General features: G+C 69.4%; 14 protein-coding genes. 10 read left to right on the top strand and 4 right to left on the bottom strand.

All coding sequences use genetic code 11. The annotated features are described in order from the left end of the window. Positions 1-8: 8 nt before the first annotated feature. Positions 9-2,564 carry a leucine--tRNA ligase gene (leuS, locus tag ACIQJ5_RS09220; protein WP_402843064.1) on the top strand — a complete coding sequence of 852 codons (2,556 nt, stop codon included), beginning with the start codon at positions 9-11 and terminating at the stop codon, positions 2,562-2,564. A gap of 60 nt (positions 2,565-2,624) precedes the next feature. Here the strand turns inward: leuS and ACIQJ5_RS09215 are convergent, their stop codons facing one another. After that, positions 2,625-3,323, bottom strand: coding sequence for a response regulator transcription factor (locus ACIQJ5_RS09215; protein ID WP_231092077.1), 699 nt, complete (start codon positions 3,321-3,323; stop codon positions 2,625-2,627). Beyond that, complete coding sequence (locus tag ACIQJ5_RS09210; protein ID WP_402843060.1) at positions 3,323-5,653, bottom strand: sensor histidine kinase; 2,331 nt, start codon at positions 5,651-5,653, stop codon at positions 3,323-3,325. The genes ACIQJ5_RS09215 and ACIQJ5_RS09210 overlap by 1 nt, the downstream gene beginning before the upstream one ends. A 721-nt stretch (positions 5,654-6,374) precedes the next feature. Here ACIQJ5_RS09210 and ACIQJ5_RS09205 point away from each other — a divergent pair. From ACIQJ5_RS09205 to araA, 7 genes are all read left to right on the top strand, one after another. Continuing rightward, positions 6,375-6,992, top strand: a complete 618-nt coding sequence (locus ACIQJ5_RS09205) for a ComEA family DNA-binding protein (RefSeq protein ID WP_231092079.1) — start codon at positions 6,375-6,377, stop codon at positions 6,990-6,992. Further along, positions 6,989-9,304 (top strand): ComEC/Rec2 family competence protein, encoded by a 2,316-nt coding sequence (locus ACIQJ5_RS09200; protein ID WP_402843057.1) that lies wholly within the window; start codon positions 6,989-6,991, stop codon positions 9,302-9,304. The genes ACIQJ5_RS09205 and ACIQJ5_RS09200 overlap by 4 nt, the downstream gene beginning before the upstream one ends. A gap of 62 nt (positions 9,305-9,366) precedes the next feature. Next, on the top strand, positions 9,367-10,413 hold the full coding sequence (gene holA, locus ACIQJ5_RS09195; protein ID WP_402843054.1) for a DNA polymerase III subunit delta: 1,047 nt from the start codon (positions 9,367-9,369) through the stop codon (positions 10,411-10,413). Positions 10,414-10,526: 113 nt separating this feature from the next. Next, entirely contained in the window at positions 10,527-11,534 is a 1,008-nt protein-coding gene (locus ACIQJ5_RS09190; RefSeq protein ID WP_402843051.1) for a LacI family DNA-binding transcriptional regulator, read from the top strand. Between the two features lie 94 nt (positions 11,535-11,628). After that, positions 11,629-12,348 (top strand): L-ribulose-5-phosphate 4-epimerase, encoded by a 720-nt coding sequence (locus tag ACIQJ5_RS09185; protein ID WP_402843049.1) that lies wholly within the window; start codon positions 11,629-11,631, stop codon positions 12,346-12,348. A gap of 10 nt (positions 12,349-12,358) precedes the next feature. Then, a complete protein-coding gene (locus ACIQJ5_RS09180; protein ID WP_402843047.1) occupies positions 12,359-13,945 on the top strand; it encodes a xylulokinase in 1,587 nt (528 codons plus the stop codon). A gap of 16 nt (positions 13,946-13,961) precedes the next feature. Next, on the top strand, positions 13,962-15,485 hold the full coding sequence (gene araA, locus ACIQJ5_RS09175; RefSeq protein ID WP_402843044.1) for an L-arabinose isomerase: 1,524 nt from the start codon (positions 13,962-13,964) through the stop codon (positions 15,483-15,485). Positions 15,486-15,607: 122 nt separating this feature from the next. On the opposite strand, the gene rpsT is transcribed toward araA, so the two are convergent. Next, a complete protein-coding gene (gene rpsT, locus ACIQJ5_RS09170) occupies positions 15,608-15,868 on the bottom strand; it encodes a 30S ribosomal protein S20 (protein ID WP_402843042.1) in 261 nt (86 codons plus the stop codon). A gap of 231 nt (positions 15,869-16,099) precedes the next feature. On the opposite strand from rpsT, the gene ACIQJ5_RS09165 reads away from it, so the two are divergent. Continuing rightward, positions 16,100-17,452, top strand: a complete 1,353-nt coding sequence (locus ACIQJ5_RS09165) for a GH1 family beta-glucosidase (protein ID WP_402843040.1) — start codon at positions 16,100-16,102, stop codon at positions 17,450-17,452. Beyond that, a complete protein-coding gene (locus ACIQJ5_RS09160; protein ID WP_402843037.1) occupies positions 17,449-18,693 on the top strand; it encodes an MFS transporter in 1,245 nt (414 codons plus the stop codon). The genes ACIQJ5_RS09165 and ACIQJ5_RS09160 overlap by 4 nt, the downstream gene beginning before the upstream one ends. Here ACIQJ5_RS09160 and ACIQJ5_RS09155 read toward each other — a convergent pair. After that, complete coding sequence (locus ACIQJ5_RS09155; protein ID WP_231092089.1) at positions 18,672-19,403, bottom strand: alpha/beta fold hydrolase; 732 nt, start codon at positions 19,401-19,403, stop codon at positions 18,672-18,674. The genes ACIQJ5_RS09160 and ACIQJ5_RS09155 overlap by 22 nt on opposite strands. Positions 19,404-19,445: the final 42 nt, after the last annotated feature.

The raw sequence follows: 19,445 nt of genomic DNA, 5'->3' as shown, positions 1-19,445 counted from the left end.
TGTCATCCGTGTCCCAGGTCACGCAGTCCGATTCCCCCGACGCCAGCGGCTTCGACCCGCACGCGCTTCAGGCGAAGTGGCAGGCGCTCTGGGACCAGCACGACCCGTTCCGTGCCGGCGGCGACGAGGACACGCGTCCCAAGAAGTACATCCTGGCGATGTTCCCGTACCCCTCGGGCGATCTGCACATGGGCCACGCGGAGAACTACCTGTACTCCGACATCGTCGCCCGCTTCTGGCGTCACCGCGGGCACAACGTCCTCAACCCGATCGGGTGGGACTCGTTCGGCCTGCCGGCGGAGAACGCCGCCATCAAGCGGGGCGCCGACCCGCGGGAGTGGACGTACGCCAACATCGACCAGCAGAGGGCGGCATTCCGCCAGTACGGGATGTCCTTCGACTGGAGCCGTGAGCTGCACACCTCCGATCCGGAGTACTACCACTGGAATCAGTGGATCTTCCAGCAGCTGTTCGACCGCGGCCTCGCGTACCGCAAGGAATCGCCGGTCAACTGGTGCCCCAACGACCAGACCGTGCTCGCCAATGAGCAGGTGGTCGACGGGCGGTGTGAGCGCTGCGGCGCCATCGTGGTCAAGAAGAAGCTGACGCAGTGGTACTTCAAGATCACCGAGTACGCCGACCGCCTGCTCGATGACCTGAACCAGCTCGAGGGGGCATGGCCGAGCAAGGTGCTGCAGATGCAGCGCAACTGGATCGGTCGCTCCACCGGCGCCGACATCGACTTCGAGATCGAGGGACGCGACGAGAAGGTCACCGTCTTCTCGACCCGCCCCGACACCCTGCACGGAGCGACCTTCATGGTGGTCGCCCCCGACTCCGACCTGGCTGCCGAACTGGTGGCGGGCGCCTCCAGCGAAGCGCGGATGCGCTTCCAGGCGTATCTGGAGGAGGTCGGTCGCTCCACCGAGATCGAGCGACAGGCGACCGACCGGGAGAAGACCGGGGTCTTCCTGGAGCGGTACGCCGTCAATCCCGTGAACGGCGAGCGCCTGCCGATCTGGGCCGCCGACTACGTGCTGGCCGACTACGGTCACGGCGCGGTCATGGCCGTACCGGCGCACGATCAGCGCGACCTGGACTTCGCGCGGAAGTTCGGCCTGCCGATCTCCGTCGTCGTCGACACCACCGCATCGGCCACCGGCGTGATCGAGGTGGTCGATCCCGAGGCCGAGGTCGTCGAGCTCGCGTCCATCGATCCCGCACAGACCGGGATCGCCCTCACCGGTGAAGGCCGGATGATCAACTCCGGCTCGCTCAACGGGCTCAGCAAGAAGCACGCGATCGAGCGGGTCACCGCCGAGCTCGAGGCTGCGGGCACGGGTCGTGCGACCACCACCTTCCGCCTGCGTGACTGGCTGATCTCCCGTCAGCGGTTCTGGGGCACGCCGATCCCGATGATCCACACCGAGGACGGACGCATCGTCAAGGTGCCCGCAGACCAGCTCCCGGTGCGCCTGCCGTCCGCGGAGGGCCTGGATCTGAAGCCCAAGGGAACCTCGCCGCTGGGCGCCGCCACCGAGTGGGTGACCACGACCGACCCCCAGACGGGTGAGCCGGCACTGCGTGACCCGGACACGATGGACACCTTCGTGGACAGCTCGTGGTACTTCCTGCGCTTCCTGGACCCGAACAGCGACGTGCAGGCCTTCCCGAGCCTCGCTGCGAGCGCCTGGGCGCCGGTGGACAGCTACATCGGCGGGGTCGAGCACGCCATCCTGCACCTGCTGTACGCGCGCTTCCTCACCAAGGTCTTCTACGACATGGGCCTGATCGATTTCACCGAGCCGTTCTCGCGCCTGATCAACCAGGGCATGGTGCTGCTGGACGGCTCCAAGATGAGCAAGTCCAAGGGAAACCTGGTGCTCTTCAACGAGGAGCTCGGTGAGCACGGCCCGGATGTCGTCCGCACCGCTCTGGCATTCGCCGGTCCGGTGGAGGACGACAAGGACTGGAACGACGTGTCCACGACCGGCGCGTACAAGTTCCTCTCCCGTGCTCTCCGCCTCGCGCACGATGTGTCGAGCCCGGTCGATGTCGCCTTCGCGGGCGGAGACGCCGCGCTGCGCCGCGCGACGCACAAGCTGTGGGCTGAGGTTGCGGGCCTGGTCGACCAGACGAAGTTCAACGTCGTGGTCGCGCGCCTGATGGAGCTCGTCAACATCACCCGCAAGACCGTCGACTCGGGTGCCGGCGCGGCGGATCCGGCTGTTCGCGAGGCCACCGAGGCGGTCGCGCTGGTCCTGGATCTGGTGGCACCGTATGTGGCCGAGGAGATGTGGTCCGTGCTGGGCCATGAGCCCTTCGTCGGTCTCGTCCCGTGGCGCGATGCCGACCCGTCCCTGCTGGTCGAGGACGAGGTCACGGCGGTCGTGCAGATCGACGGCAAGGTTCGGGGAACGCTCTCGGTCTCGGCGAAGATCAGCCCGGAAGAGCTCGAAGCTCTCGCCCGCGCCGATGAGAAGGTGAAGCGCGCCCTGGACGGTCGCGAGATCGTGCGCGCGATCGTGCGGGCCCCCAAGGTGGTGAGCTTCGCCACCAAGTGATGGCGGATCCGCATGGACGAGGCCCCTCCCGGAATCCGGGAGGGGCCTGGTCGTGGGAGATCAGGACGCGGGGGCGTCTGTCGCGCGCTGCTGGTCCGCGGGATCGATGTAGCCGTCGGCCACCGCGACTCGGCCGAGGTCGACCTTCGTGCGCACCGGCACTCCCGCCGCGGTGTACTTGCTCTTCACCCGGTCCAGATACTGACGGGTGGTCTCCCATCCGATGTTCATGGCGGTCGAGACCTCGGCGATGGTCAGCCCCGACGCATAGAGGATGAGCGCGCGCTCCTCCTGGATGCTGAGCTTGGGGCGGTTGGGGTCACCCGCGATCACGGCTGCGAGTTCGGTGGTGATCCACTCCTGTCCGCGCAGCACTGCGCGGATCGCGGCGAGGATGTCCTCTTCGGCGTCACGTTTGCCGACGATTCCGTTGACCCCTGCGCGCACGATGCTGCGCACCAGCGGGGGAGAGGCGAGCGCGGAGAGGACCACGATCTTGAGCCCGGCGCGCAGGAGCGTCTCGACCACCGCGACATCCACCGATGGTTCGCGATCCACCATCAGGTCCAGCACGAGGAGGTGCGGGCGCTCCGCACGCGGGGCTGCCTGAACCCAGGCGACGAACTCCGGGGCGGAGACGGCGCTGAACACGATCTCGAACTCTCCCGTGTCGTTCAGCAGTTGCTCCGTGCGCTTGCGCTGCAGCAGATGGTCCTCCACGATGGCGATCCGCGCCCGTCGTGTCTTGCTGCTCTCCATTACCAACCTCCAGTGCGTGCATCGGCCAGGACGCGGTCGGATTCGCGGGTGACCATTTCTATGAGACCGGTCGAGACGGTCGTGTCCGTCGGCCATGGCGATGGCGACGGAGGAACGGACAGGCCGGAGCCCACGAGTGTGAGCTGCAGACCGTCCTGGGCGGGGAACACGGAGGCGAGGACGCTGCTGCCGCTGGGCGTCGTCGCGAGATTGTGGAGCACCATCGCCGAGAGCAGCCGCGCGGTCGCTTCATCGGCGGTGTCGGTGCTGCCCAGGCGGAGCGAGTAATCGATGCCGCGATCGCGTGCGAACTGCAGGGTCGGCATCATCTCGCGGCCCAGGTGAATCAGTTCGGGGCTGATCTGGACGAGCTGGCGAAGATACCGCTCTTCATCGGCGCACAGGGCGCGCGTCTCCTCGTCCGCGGGGTGACGGGACCCGTCGGCGAGTTCCTGGAGCAGCGTGATGGCGTCATCGAGCCCGGCCGCCATCCAGCGCAGATAGTGGGCCTGCGCGGCCGCGGCGACCTCGGTTGCGAGATTGGCGGTGAAGGTCTCCTGACGAGAGCGCAGCGAACGCGCCCCGATGCGTTCCACGAGGATCTGGAACCGTGCCCAGAGCGCGGCGAACCCGAGCGTGACGCAGCCGGCGACGGCGATGTTCCCCGCTGCCGTCAGATCAGCGGCCGCCACGGTGAGAGCGAGAGCGATGACCACAGCGGCGACTGCGCTCAGTGACTCGACGATGATCCGCAGCGACGGCAGGAGGGCGAAGGTCATGATCAGCGCGCCGGTGGGCGCCAGCGCCTGCCAGTGGACGACCCCGGACGAGCCGAAATCCGTCGCGGCGGCGGAGAGGACGAAGACGGTAAGGGCGGCTGCCACGAGTGCGACGGCCAGCCCGCCTCGATGCGCCCGCAGTCGACGTGCGTGGAAAGCGAGCCAGGCCCCCGCCATCACGGCCAGCATCAGGAAGAGTGCGCCGTACGCGTTGGCGCCGCCGATCGCGGTGAGCAGGACCCCGATGAGCGTGACGCCGAGACCGTACATCTCCGCAGCACGCAGTCGCGAGGCTCCCAGGAACCCGGCGACGTCCGCAGTCAGCGACAGCGGCTCGTCGCGGGGTGCCGCGTCCAGAGGCGCCAGCAATGTGATGCGGGTGCCGAGGCCGGTCCCGCTGTGGATCCGGGTGGCGATCCCGGCATCGGACGCTCGTGCTGCGATCGAGTTCGCGAGGCCGCGCTGACGTCCGTGGGCTGCCACCGGATCGAAGCCGACGCCGTCATCGGCGACGGTGAGGACGAACTCACCGTCGTCCACCGCGGTGGTGATGCTCACGTAGTCAGCACCCGAGTGCTTGGTGGCGTTGGTGACCGCCTCGCGGACGCAGCCCACGAGCGCGGACACGGTGGCGCTGGAGAGGCGCGCCCCGATCTGTTCCAGCTCTTCGTCGGTGAGGCCGCCTCGGCGTGTGGGAAGGCCGGGCTGGCCGAACAGATCGAGCAGGGAGGTGGTCTCCACCATCGGCTGCTCCGCCCGCAGGGCGGTGAGGGAGACGACGTCGCGCGCACACTGCTGGCGCACGCGGGCGAGGTCGGTGATGCCCGCACCGGCGTTGGCGATTGCGCCGAGGGTGTTGATCGCGGTGTCGTGGAGGACACGCGCCTCCTCGGCGATGCGGGCACTGGATTCGCGCGTCAGGACAGCCCGCCGTGTGGCCTCCTCCGCGGCGCGCGCCGCCTCGTCGGCGGTCGTGCCGATGCGCAGAAGCGCCGGCAGCCCGAGGCGCAACGCGATGATGATCGCGGTCTGCGTCACCAGGATCGAGACGGCGAACTGGCGGCTCCAGTCGGGTCGGACCGCGAGCACGACCACCATCGCGGCCGCCGCGTATCCGATGACGACGAGGGTGATGCGGCGGTCGCGCACCAGCAGCCCGGCGAAGAACGTGGCGAAGTTGATCTGCCAGCATGCGGCCAGCGTGAGCGGCGCCTCGACACCCGGCGCCACGAGATAGCACCAGATCCCCGTCGATGCCATCCCGACGGGGATGAGCGCGTCTGGCAGCGGACCGCGCAGTGCAGCCAGAGCCGCGAGGGCGAGCACCGACATGCCTGCCATGAGGGGCCATCCGGCCGCGGAACCGGTGAGTGCTGTGACGGCGATCATGATCGCCTGCCAGCCGGCCGCGCTGAGAAGCACCACGCTGCGGATCGAGGTGAGCAACGACTCCGACGCCCACCCGGGCACGCCGATCGACGGTGTGTCGAACACGCGCGCCACCAGGTCGGTTGCCATGACCCGGACGCGCGCGGGACCTGTGGTGATCACGGCGGTGTGCCTCTGACTCGGGGGGAAGTAGAGATCTGGGAGCAACAGCTTATCGCTCCACGGTCATATGAGGGAGGCGAAATCGAAGGGGGTGACGAACGGCGATGGTGCGGGGGAAAGGAGAGCTACCATCGCCGTCCGCCGGCTCGTCAGGTCTGTCGATCCGCTCGCAGGAGACGTCCGGTCGTTGCGTCCCTGCGCGTCGGCGGGCGTGCGGCCGTGTGCGCCGGCGCACCGTCGCGTCTGCGCCGGTCGTGGTGCGTGTCGGATGCCCACGGTCGCCACCTCCCTGGGTGGAGCACGTGCGCGGGAATACCCTGTCGCTCCACCACCAGGAGACTATGGGGCGTCCGTCCCGGGATCCCCGGTCGGCGACCGGAATGACCCCCACATTGGGGTCACTCTGGTGGAAAAGGTTCTCCGGAGACGACGTGACGGATACTCTCGCTGCTGGTCGCCGAGCAGCCGAGTCGGGAAGTCGTGCTGGTCGGTCTCACTGGTGTGTCGGATGCCGGTGAGGTCCGTCGAGAAATCGTCGGGCTCGATCTGCCCTTCGGGGTGGGCGTGCGGCTTGCGCCGGGGGGTGTGGGCCGCACGCCATAATCCGTCGTCGGTCCGGGAACACTCTGATCGTTCCTCCCCAGGCGTCGCGCGATGCGCACCTCTGCCACGGCGGGACATGCCGGGCTTCTCGGCTCCCACCGCGATCTAGCCTCGCGCCATGACCGACGTTTTCCTGCCTGAAGACTCGCGCCGACGTCGCTGGCGGATCGGCTTCGCCAGTGCTGTCGCCGTCGCTGTTCTCGCTCTGGCGGCGACCGTGGCCACGGGCGTTCTGCAGCAGGCCGGTGCTGCGAGCGACATCCCGGTTCCGAGTGTTTCAGCGACGAACACGGGAACAGAAACAGGGCCGGAGGGTGGGATGCTCACCGTCCATGTCTCCGGTGCCGTTACGGATCCCGGCGTGTACGTCCTGGAGCCGGGCTCCCGGGTCATGGACGCGGTGGCAGCGGCCGGGGGATTCCGTGCGGACGCGGCGCCGAACGGGGTGAATCTCGCCCGGGCGCTGGCCGATGGGGAGCAGATCCTCGTCACGGCCGAGGGTGAGGCGCAGACGACATCCGCCGAGGGAGGTGCGGGCACAGCGGCACTCATCGACCTCAACACGGCATCAGCGGCCGATCTGGAGACTCTTCCTCGCGTCGGCCCCGCGCTCGCGCAGCGCATCCTCGACTGGCGGGCGGAGAACGGCCGCTTCTCGGCGGTGGAAGACCTGCTCGACGTCTCCGGCATCGGGGAGAAGATGTTCGCCGCCATCGAGCCGTTGGTTCGGGTATGACCCGGCACATCCGCGATCATCCCCGGCAGGACGTCGGCGCCGAGGCACGCGCGAACGGGCTCTCGCTGCGCCCACGTGACCTGCGGCTGCTCCCGGTGCTCGGCGGGGTCTGGGTCTTCGCGGGCGTGGTGACGGCGAATCCCGAGCTCGCCCTGCCCGTGGCCGTCATCGCGTGGCTGCTCACGGGTGCCGGTGTGGTTCTCGCCGCACGCCGCGGACACGCCCTGCTCCTGCTCATCGCGGCCGCCGTCGCCGTCACGAGCATGCACGTCGCGCTGCAGGCACCGGCGCGCGCCGCCGTGATGGAGCTCCCCAGCCGAGTGAGCGGCACCCTCACGGTGCTCTCGAAGCCAGCCCCTGCGTGGCAGGGCGCATGGCGAGTGAGCGGGACGTTCGCCGGTGCGGACCTCACGGCTCCCGCGGACCTGCTGTTCAGTGGTGATCGTCCCCCGGACCTGGATCTGGGTGCCGTGGTGTCGGTGAGAGCGCGTGTCGAGGCCCCCGAGCGCGGCGGCCGCGCACTGCTCGCGCTGCGTGCCTCACGGCCGCCCGAGGTGATCACACCGCCGAGCGGCGCGCTCGCGGTGGCCGCGCTGTTGCGTCACGGACTGATCGAAGGCACACGTCTCTTCCCCGGCGACGGCGCGCAGCTCATCCCCGGAATGGCGGTGGGGGACACCAGCGGCGTGAGCGCCGGGCTCGATGAGGCGATGAAGAGGAGCAGCCTGGCGCATCTGCTCGCCGTCTCGGGGTCGAACTGCCTCCTGGTGGTGGGTGCGGGATTCGCGCTCGCGGCTGCTCTGCGGCTGCCGCGAGGCACGCGTGTCTTCGTGGCACTGGGCGCTCTGGCATCGTTCGTCATCCTGGTGACTCCGGAGCCGAGCGTCGTACGCGCCGCGGCGATGTGCGCCGTCTCGATGCTCGCTCTGCTGCTCGGGCGAGCGAAGATCGGGCTGCATGTGCTGAGCGTCGCGGTGATCGTCCTGCTGTGCACCGACCCCTGGCTGGCCACCGAGATCGGCTTCGCGCTCTCGGTGGCGGCGACGGCGGCGCTCCTGGTCCTCGGGCCACCCGCGGCGCGCACCGTCGCCGGCATCCTGCCGATGTGGATGGCCGTCCCGCTGGCCGCACCCCTCGTGGCGCAGCTGGCCTGCGCTCCGATTCTGGTGCTGATCACCCCCCGGGTGTCGTTGTCGGGGGTGCTCGCGAACGTGCTCGCCGCACCGGCGGCACCCGTGGCGACCCTGGCGGGAATGCTCGCCTGCTTTTTCGTCGCGGTGCCCGTGCTGGGCCACGTGCTGATCGCGATCGCGTGGGTGCCGGCGCAATGGGTGGCGAGCACGGCGCGGCTGAGCGCATCGTTGCCGCAGAGCGTGCTGCCGTGGCAGGAGGGGCTGCTCGGCGCTCTGACGCTCGCTGCGGTGTGTGCGGCGATCGCGGTGCTGCTCGTCCGCGCGGGGCCGCTGGCGCTGCGGCGCGCTGCCGTCGGCGTCGTGCTCGTGAGCGTCGGAATCGGCGCGGGTGCGTGGGTGGTGCGCACCACCGTGACGCCGCTGCTGACGCCGTCGACGTGGTCGGTGGCCATGTGCGATGTCGGGCAGGGCGATGCCACGGTGCTGAGAGCTGCGGGAAGGGTCGCGCTGGTGGACACCGGACCGGATCCCGCTGTACTGGACGCCTGTCTCGACCGGCTCGCGATCGAGCGCGTGGACCTCCTCGTCCTCACCCACTTCGACCTCGACCACGTCGGCGGTGCCGCGACGGTCGTGGGCCGGGCGGATGTCGTGTTGCACGGACCCACGGACGGTCAGGCCGATGCGGCGCTGGTGGACGGCTTTCGCCGGGGCGGGGCACGGGTCGTCGACGCTCGCCGGGGGCTGAGCGGCGAGCTGGGTGATGCACGGTGGCGCGTGCTGTGGCCGAGCTCTGATCGGATCGTCGGCAATCCCGCGAGCGTGGTGCTGGAGGTCACCGGCGACCGGTTTCCCGCGGCGCTGCTGCTCGGGGATCTGGACGCCGAGGCGCAACGCGGGTTGTTGCGCGCCGGTGGGCTCCGAGCCACCTATGACATCGTGAAAGTCAGTCATCACGGCAGCGCCGACCAGGAGCCGCGACTCTACGGCGCCCTCCGTCCGCGCCTGGCGCTGATCGGCGTGGGGCGTGCGAACGACTACGGACACCCCCGGGAGGACACCCTCGACATGCTCCGTGCGCTCGGCACCGTGATCGCACGAACGGATGAAGACGGACTGCTCCTGGCCGCGACGACGAATGGCGAGCTGCGAGTGTGGCGCGAGCACGCGCCGCCGTAGCCTCCCGGCGGGAACCGGTGCAGTGGCGGAGTGACGTCGGAGGTCGCCGGTAGGCTCGAACCATGGCACCCACGGCACGTCGAGCACCCGCGAAGAAGGCGTCATCGGTCATCCCGCAGGTGTCCTGGCGCGCCCCGCAGCCCGCGCCGGTCGTCCTCGTGTCGGGCCCGGAGGAGGTCTGCGCGGAGCGTGCGATCGCGGGGGTGCGCACCTATCTCAAGGCGGAGGATCCGTCGCTGGAGGTGTCGGACGTCCGTGCCGACGACTACGCCGCGGGGACGCTGCTGGCGCTCACCTCGCCATCGCTGTTCGGGGAGCCGCGCCTGATCCGGGTCTCGGGGGTCGAGAAGTGCTCCGACGCATTCCTCGCCGAGGCCATCGCGTATCTCGACAACCCGCAGGAGGGCGCGACGCTCGTGCTGCGTCACACCGGGGCCAGCGTTCGGGGCAAGAAGCTCCTCGATGCGATCCGCGCCGGTTCAGGAGGCGGGATCGAGATCGCCTGCCCTGCTGTCAAACGCGACTCCGACCGGTTCGATTTCGCTGCGGGGGAGTTCAAAGCTGCACGTCGGCGCATCGCCCCGGGAGCTCTGCGAGCACTCGTGAGCGCCTTCGCGGACGACCTCACGGAGCTCGCCGCGGCGTGCCAGCAGCTGATCTCGGACGTCTCCGGCGAGATCACCGACGAAGTGGTGGCGCGCTACTACGGCGGCAGAGTGGAGACGACGGCCTTTACGGTCGCCGACACGGCCATCGCGGGAAAGCACGCTGAAGCCCTTGTCTCGCTCCGCCAGGCCCTGGCCTCCGGCTCCGACCCGGTGCCGATGGTCGCGGCCATCGCCATGAAGCTGCGCACCATGGCGCGGGTGGCCGGTGCCGGCCGGGAGTCCAATCAGGCCATCGCGAATCGGCTGGGCATGAAGGACTGGCAGGTGGATCGGGCGCGACGCGACCTCGCCGGATGGAACCAGACCACGCTCGCCATCGCGATCCAGGCGGCTGCCCGTGCGGATGCCGAGGTGAAGGGGGCATCCCGCGACCCCGTGTTCGCGCTGGAGCGGCTGATCACCGTCATCGCCACGCGTGCCCCCTATGCGTCTCAGGGGTGAGCAGCTTCGCGTGCGCTGCACCACCGATCGGAGGAGGCCACGGTGACCGTCGGGTATGACGCTCCCGTGGGGCGCGTGAGGCACAGCACCGGATGCGCCCTAGACTCGACCGCGTGAACGACGCGACGGGTGGTGCCAGGCGACGAGTGGGCGTCCGTGATGTCGCTGCGCGCGCCGAGGTGTCGCGCCAGACCGTGTCACGTGTGCTCAACGACAATCCGGAGGTGGCGCCGGAGACGCGCGAACGCGTGCTCGCTGCGATGGCGGAACTCGGCTACCGCGTCAACAACGCAGCCCGCGCCCTGGGAACCCACCGCTCGCACACCATCGGCGTGCTGGCCTCCGATGCCGTGCTCTTCGGTCCGGCTCAGAGCATCGCCGCCATCGAGGCATCGGCGCGCGAAGCCGGCTACTGGGTGAGCGCCGCGTTCGCCGAAGCGGACGACGCCGCATCCGTGACCTCGGCGATCGAGCATCTGCTCGCGCAGGGGGTGGAAGGCATCGTCGTCGTCGCGCCCCACGCCGCAACGCTCGATGCCGTCTCCTCGCTCGACATCGATGTTCCCGTCATCACTCTGCACTCGGCTGGACGCGGCGAGCGGGGTTTGTCGATCGATCAGGTCGCCGGTGCACGACTGGCCGTGGCGGCGCTCGCCGATGCCGGTCACACCCGCATCGGGCACCTGCGCGGTCCGGAGGACTGGCTGGAGGCGCAGTCGCGTGCGGACGGCTACGTCAGCGAGCTCGCCCATCGCGGCCTTTCCGTCGGACCGATCATCACGGGGGACTGGTCGGCCGGCTCCGGGCATGCCGCAGCCCGGAAGATCGTCGCATCCGGGGTGACCGCCGTGTTCGCCGCCAACGATCAGATGGCGCTCGGTCTGCTCGGCGGGCTCCACGAGGCCGGAGTGACGGTCCCGGGCGACATCAGCATCGTGGGCTTCGATGACATCCCCGACGCGGCCTACTACTGGCCGAGGCTCACCACGGTGCACCAGGACTTCTCCGCCATCGCGCGGCGCGCGGTCGGACTGCTGGTCGGAACCGCCGATGTGCGCGAGCCTGCCGAGCCGGTGAAGCCGGTGCTCGTGGTTCGCGATTCCGTGGCACCACCGGCCTGACCCCCACCCGTTCTTGACGGTGCGCAGCGGGTGTGACACACTGCTGTGACCGGTCACATAATGTGATCCGCACACGACGTGACAGTGAGGTACCGTGAGCAGCGCAGAGCCAACCTTCGGCCCCGATATCGATGCAGCCATCCGCACCGTGCGCGAGGACGTGGCGCGCCTCCATGCCGAGCTGGTGCGGTACTCCCTGGTGGTGTGGACCGGAGGGAACGTCTCGGGTCGCGTGCCCGGGGCTGACCTCTTCGTCATCAAGCCGTCCGGCATCAGCTACGACGACCTCACGGCCGAGAACATGATCCTGTGCGACCTCGACGGCAATGCCATTCCCGGTGCTGCGGGGAGCGAGCGTGCACCCTCGAGCGATACCGCGGCGCACGCCTACGTCTATCGCAACATGCCCGAGGTCGGGGGCGTGGTACACACCCATTCCACCTACGCGGTGGCGTGGGCCGCGCGCGGCGAGGAGATCCCGTGCGTGATCACCGCCATGGCGGATGAGTTCGGCGGACCGATCCCCGTGGGGCCGTTCGCGATCATCGGCGACGATTCGATCGGACGCGGGATCGTGGAGACGCTCCGGGGGCACCGCTCGCGTGCCGTGCTCATGCGCAATCACGGTCCGTTCACCATCGGCGTCGATGCCCGGGACGCCGTGAAAGCGGCCGTGATGGTCGAGGATGTGGCCCGCACCGTCCATCTCGCTCGCGAGGCCGGTCCGCTCATCCCCATCGATCCTGAGGCGATCGACGCCCTGTACAACCGCTATCAGAACGTCTACGGACAGAACACCGACGCGCGTCGGTGAGAGAGCAGCCATGAGCACCGCAGCGTCCGACATCACCAGCGCCCGCACCAGCCTCGGGATCGAGTTGGGCTCGACCCGTATCAAGGCATGCCTGATCGGCTCGGATCCGTCCCAGGTGATCGCCGTGGGTTCCTTCGCCTGGGCGAACGAGCTGGTCGATGGGCTGTGGACCTACAGTGTCGAGGCGGTCTGGCGGGGAATCCAGAGCGCGGTCGCAGGGCTGCTCACGGATGCCGAGGAGCGCCACGGCGTGCGCCCCCGGCAGTTCGGCGGGATCGGGATCTCCGCGATGATGCACGGTTACGTCGCCCTCGACGCGGCCGGCGATCTCCTCGTCCCCTTCCGCACCTGGCGTAACACCAGCACGTCTGCCGCCGCAGCCGAGCTCACCGGACTCTTCGGCGTGAACATTCCTCTCCGCTGGTCCATCGCCCACCTCCACCAGGCGGTGCTTGCGGGGGAGGAGCACCTGCCTGCGCTGGATCGGATCACCACTCTCGCCGGGTACGTGCACGAGCGGCTCACCGGAGAACACGTGCTCGGTGTCGGCGATGCGTCAGGGATGTTCCCGATCGATTCGAGCCGTGTCGACTACGACTCCGAGATGCTCGACGCCTACGATCGGCTGGCCGACGGACGACTGCCACGCCCGACGCGTGATCTGCTTCCGCACGTCCTTCCCGCGGGTGCACGGGCCGGGACGCTGACCGCGGAGGGCGCCCTGCTGCTGGATCCGCGCGGGGGGCTCGAGGCCGGTACTCCGCTCTGCCCGCCGGAAGGCGACGCCGGCACCGGGATGGTCGCCACAAACTCCGTCGCGCCGCGCACGGGCAACGTCTCGGCCGGCACCAGCATCTTCGCGATGGTGGTGCTGGAGCGACCGCTGGCGTCCGCGCACCAGGAACTGGATCTCGTCACCACTCCCGCGGGGGACGCCGTGGCGATGGTGCACTGCAACAACGGCGCCAGCGAGCTCGCCGCCTGGGCGAGCCTGTTCGCACGGTTCGCGGCGGCGTCGGGGGACCCCGTCGACGAGGATGCCGTCTTCGAAACACTGTTCCGCGAAGCGCTGGACGGCGCTTCGGACGCCGGCGGCCTGCTGGCATACAACCACCTGGCCGGGGAGCCGATCGTCGGGCTGACCTCGGGGCGCCCGCTGTTCGTGCGCACCCCCGACAGCGCCTTCACCCTCGCCAACTTCATGCGCTCGCAGCTGTATGGCGTGTTCGCCACCCTCGCTGTCGGAATGCAGGTCCTGGACGCCGAGGGCGTCCGGCTGGATCGTATGTTCGCCCACGGCGGGATGTTCCGGACCGCGGGGGTGGCGCAGCGATTCCTCGCCGCGGCCCTCCAAGCTCCGGTGGCCGTCGGTGAGCTGGCGGCGGAGGGCGGCGCGTGGGGGATCGCCGTTCTGGCCTCCTACCTGGGCCACGCCGAGGCGTGCTCGCTTCGCGACTACGTCAACGACGTGGTGTTCGCCGATGCCGACACCCGCCTCACCGAACCCGATGCCGACGACGTCGCCGGTTTCGCCGCCTACCTCGACGGCTATCGTCGTGGCCTCGCGATCGAGGCCGCTGCGGTGGACGCTCTCTGAACTCCGGAAGGACATCATGACACGCACGCCCCTGTCCACCACGCTCGACGCCTACGAGGTGTGGTTCCTCACCGGGAGCCAGCACCTGTACGGCCCCGAGACGCTCGCCCAGGTGGCGGAGCAGTCTCAGCAGATCGCCAGCCTCCTGGATTCGGCCGACGATGTCCCGGTGCGGATCGTCTGGAAGCCCGTGCTCACCGACTCCGCGTCCATCCGTGCCCTGGTGCTCGAGGCGAACGCGGCTGACAACGTCATCGGCCTCATCGCGTGGATGCACACCTTCAGCCCGGCCAAGATGTGGATCGCCGGACTCGACGCACTGCAGAAGCCTCTCGCGCACCTGCACACGCAGGCGAACGTCGAGCTGCCCTGGGCCGACATCGACTTCGACTTCATGAATCTGAACCAGGCAGCACACGGAGACCGCGAGTTCGGCTACATCCAGACCCGCCTCGGTGTGGCGCGCAAGACGGTCGTCGGACACGCCAGCGACGCCCGCGTGCGGTCGGAGATCGCCACCTGGCAGCGCGCCGCCGCGGGGCTCGCGGCTGCGCGCTCGCTCAAGCTGGCGCGCTTCGGCGACAACATGCGTTTCGTCGCCGTCACCGAGGGCGACAAGACCGAGGCCGAACTGCGATTCGGCGTCCAGGTGAACACCTGGGGCGTCAACGACCTCGCGGCGACCGTGGCGGCCGTGGCGGAGGCCGACATCGACGCGCTCGTCGCCGAGTACGAGGACCTCTATGACGTGGCTCCGGAACTGCGACGTGGTGCCGAGCGCCACCAGTCCCTGCGGGACGGGGCCGCCATCGAGATCGGGCTGCGTTCGTTCCTGGAGGAGGGCGGCTTCGGTGCCTTCACGACCTCGTTCGAAGACCTGGGGGAGCTGCGGCAGCTCCCGGGGCTCGCTGTGCAGCGTCTGATGGCCGAAGGGTACGGCTTCGGTGCTGAGGGCGACTGGAAGACCGCGGTGCTGGTGCGGATCGCGAACGTCATGGGAGCGGGCCTGCCCGGAGGCGCGAGCCTCATGGAGGATTACACCTACGACATGACGCCGGGGGACGAGCTCATTCTCGGTGCGCACATGCTGGAGGTGTCGCCGTCGCTGACCACCGCCCGTCCCACCCTCGAGATCCACCCGCTGGGCATCGGCGGCAAGGACGACCCGGTGCGCCTGGTGTTCACCGCCGACCCCGGCCCGGCGATCGTCGTGGCGATGAGCGACATGCGCGATCGCTTCCGCTTGACCGCCAACGTGGTGGAGAACGTCGAGCCGCGTCAGCCGCTTCCGAACCTCCCGGTGGGACGTGCGGTATGGAAACCGGCACCGGATTTCACCACCAGCGCGGCCGCCTGGCTGACGGCCGGCGCGGCGCACCACACCGTGATGTCCACGGCTGTCGGTCTGGAGGCGTTCCGCGACTTCGCCGACATGGCCGGGGTGGAGCTGCTCGTGATCGACGAGGACACCACGCTGCCCGCTTTCCAGCAGCAGGTGCGCTGGAACCAGGCGTATTACCGTCTCGCGCAAGGGCTCTGACCCGCGAGAAGACGGAGAACGCCCCTCCGAGCTGTGCCGGAGGGGCGTTCTCCATTCTTCATGGCGACGCAGCCCAACGCAGAATGCCCGCCCCGGAGGGGCGGGCATTCTGCGTGTGAGGCTCAGAGAGCGGCGACCTGCTTGGCGATCGAGGACTTGCGGTTCGCAGCCTGGTTCTCGTGGATGACGCCCTTGCCGACGGCCTTGTCCAGCTTCTTGGACGCGTTCTTCAGCGCGGCCTCGGCAGCAGCCTTGTCACCGGCAGCGATCGCCTCGCGCGTGCGGCGCACGGCGGACTTCAGCTCGGTCTTGACGGCCTTGTTGCGCTCGCGGGCCTTCTCGTTGGTCTTGTTGCGCTTGATCTGCGACTTGATGTTTGCCACGTGTGGTCTGACTTTCGTTCCGAATGGGATGAGGTTTGTCGAGCGGCAGAGAGAGGGCTGTCCTCGACGATGTGAGGGCGAACCCACACACAAGTCAAAGGCCGAGTCTATCAGCACATTGCGTATGCTTCCGACCGCGGCGGAGGGAGCCCTTGACGTGACACCGATGGTGCGGAGTATCGTCCGAACAGACACCCGAGTTCACTCGCACAACGCTGTCCGAGGAGATGCATGTCCGACCCGCGCACCGCCATCGATCCGCTTCCCGGATTTCCGCCCGGCTTCCGGTGGTCCACCGCCACCAGCGCCTTCCAGATCGAAGGCGCCCGCGACGCGGATGGCCGAGGTCGCAGCATCTGGGACGACTTCGTGGATTCCGGGAGGATCATCGACGGCACCACGGCGCAGGAAGGACCGCAGAGCTATCGCCGCTGGGCCGAGGACGTCGCTCTGCTCCGGGAGCTCGGGGTGGATCGGTACCGGTTCTCGATCTCCTGGGTACGCGTGCAGCCGGACGGCGTGCGAGGCGCCAACGCCCCGGGCCTGGACTACTACTCCCGCGTGGTGGACGATCTGCTCGAGGCCGGGATCACGCCGTTCCCGACCCTGTACCACTGGGATCTCCCGAGCGCGCTGGAAGCGCGAGGCGGCTGGCTGAACCGCGACACCGCGCTGCGGTTCGGGGACTATGCCCGACTCGTCGCTGACCGCCTGTCGGACCGCGTGCGCCACTGGTACACGATCAACGAACCCGCCATGACAACCCTGCAGGGCTACGCCGTCGGTACTCTCGCGCCGGGACGGTCGATGCTGTTCGGAGCGCTCCCGACCGCGCATCACCAGCTTCTCGCCCACGGACTGGCGCTGCGCGTGCTGCGGGCCGCGGGAGCTCACGAGGTCGCCATCGCGAACAACCACACGCACGTGCGCCCGCTGCGCGACAGCGACGAGGACGCGGCGGCCGCTGCCGCGTACGACGTGCTGCACAACCGGCTCTTCGCCGATCCTGTGCTCACCGGGCGATATCCGGACCTCACCGCATGGGGCCTCGCGGAGATGCCGGTGCAGGACGGGGACCTCGAGCTGATCTCGGCGCCGCTGGATGTCTACGGGGTGAACTTCTACAACCCCACGACCGTCACCGCGGACCCTGGTCCGGTGCCCTTCGCGATCGTGCCGACTCCCGATGCGCCCGTAACCGGTTTCGGACCGGAATGGCCGATCGTCCCCGATGCCCTCACCGCCCTTCTCGTGCAGTTGCGAGATCGCTACGGCGCGGCGCTGCCACCGGTCGTCGTCTCCGAGAACGGGGCGTCCTTCCCGGAGCCGGACGAGCCGGCCCCGGTTGATGATCACGACCGGATCGCGTACCTGCAGCGCCACATCGCCGCCGTCGGCGACGCTCTTCGTGCCGGTGTCGTGGTGGATGAGTACACGGTCTGGTCCCTGCTGGACAACTTCGAATGGGCCGACGGATTCACGCAGCGCTTCGGGCTGGTCCACACCGATGTCGCCAGCGGCACCCGCACGCCGAAGGCGTCGTACCGCTGGTACCGAGACCTCATCGCGCGGAGCCGGGCATGACGGCCACGGCGATCCGGACGCCGGTGACCCGTGGCTGGATGGTCTTGTTCGCGGTCGCATGGCTCGCGATCTGGACCGTGCAGCTCACTCCGGTGCAACTGCTGCTGCCGACGCAGCTGGACACTCCCGACGACGCCGACGGATGGATCAGCGGAGTGGTGTCCACCGGCGTCGTGCTGGGTGTGGGTGGCCTGGCCGGGGTCGTGGCCGGGCCGTTGGCCGGAGCGATGTCAGACCGCACCCGCTCGCGCTGGGGCCGGCGTCGCCCGTGGGCGCTCGGCGGAACATGGGTCGCGGCCGTGTGCCTGGCCGTCACCGGCTTCGCCGTGGGTCCGGTCGCCGTAGGGGCGGCGTGGACGGGAGTCTCCGTCGGGATTGCGATCGTCTCCGCGGCCCTCACGGCGATGATCGCGGACCAGCTGCCGGAGGCTCAGCGGGGAACCGCGGCCTCGCTCGCCAGCTCCGCCCAGGCGGTGGGGATCATCGTCGGCGTGGGCACGGTAGTGGTGCTCGCTCTCACCGTGGACGTGTCGTATCTGGTGCTGGGCGGCTTCATCGCGATGGTCGGCACGCTCGCCGCCCTCGTGCTCCCCGACCCGCCGGGGCATCCGGCAGCGACGAGCGGCCGCGACAGCGGCGCCCTGCGCTCACTGCGCGACCGCGACTTCGGCTGGATGATCTCCGGCCGCCTCGTGGTCAACATCGGAAACGCGCTGGGGACCACGCTGCTGCTGTTCTTCCTGATGTACGGGCTGGGGCAGGGCGCCGCCGCCGAGGACAACCTGCTCATGGCGATCGTCGTCTACACCGTGTTCGTCGTGCTCGCCTCGTTCGGCTCGGGCTGGTGGTCTGATCGCACCGGCCGACGCCGGATGCCGACCGTGGCGAGTGCGATGATCCAGGCGCTGGCGTCCCTGTTGCTCGCGTTCGTGCCCAGCTGGGAGATGACCCTGGTGGCCGCGGCGATGCTCGGAGTCGGCTACGGCGCGTTCATGACCACCGGCCTCGCCTTCGCGACCGACCTCCTTCCCGACGAGCGCGCTCACGCCCGCGACCTCGGCATGGTCACGGTATCGGCGGCGCTGGGCCAGCTGCTCGGACCGCTGATCGGGGCGGCACTGGTCGCGCTGGCCGGTGGCTTCTGGCTGCTCTTCCTCGCGGGGGCGGTGCTGTCGGTGCTGGGCGGGCTGATGACAGCGGGGGCGCGAGAGCGGACGCCTCAGACGGCGCGCATGTCCTGATCGATCGTGGCGAGCGCCAGATCGAGCAGCGCGTTGAACACCCGCGGACGCATGGCGGTGACCAGATGCGATGTCCTGGGCACGACGATCAGCTCCGCGTGAGGGACGAGGCGTACGAAGAGCTGCTCGCTCAGGCGGAGCTGATCGAACTGCCCGTTGATGAACCAGGTGGGAATGGTGATGCGGGGCAGGGCGGCCATGAGATCCAGCTGGGCCAGTGAGCGCAGCGCTGCATCTTGCGCGGCGAGCGCGTAGCCACCGGCACCGAAGTCCGCGCGCGTCTCGTCGGGCAGCGTCGCCGCGAGCACCTGACGCGTCAGCCAGGCTCCCTGATCCGGCAGCGAATTGAACCCGCCGGCGAGCAGACGGTAGGTGGCAAGGCCCGCTCCGCGCGGCAGAGCCGTGCACGATGCGCCGATGAAGGCCGTCACCGGGGGAGCGGTCTCGGCGCCGACGTATGCGGTGGTGAGCAGGCCGCCCATCGAATGTCCCACCAGGAGCACGGGACCGTCCTCCGCCGCGCGCTGCACCGCCTCGTCGATCGTCCGCCATGCCTCGCCCAGCGTGAAGGTCTCGGCCATGCGAGTACCGTGGCCGGGGAGGTCGAGCGCCACCGCGGAGACCCCGCGATCCGCCAGGTGCTCCAATTGCGCCCGCCACATCGTGGCCGATGTCCGGATGCCGTGCACCAGAACCACCTGAGTCCCCATGCCGTCAGCGTATCCAGTACCCGCGCACGCGGCCACCCGCGG

It is taken from the genome of Microbacterium sp. GXS0129, assembly GCF_044769785.1.
Classification (GTDB): domain Bacteria; phylum Actinomycetota; class Actinomycetes; order Actinomycetales; family Microbacteriaceae; genus Microbacterium; species Microbacterium nymphoidis.
This window is presented reverse-complemented; position numbering and strand designations above follow the sequence as displayed.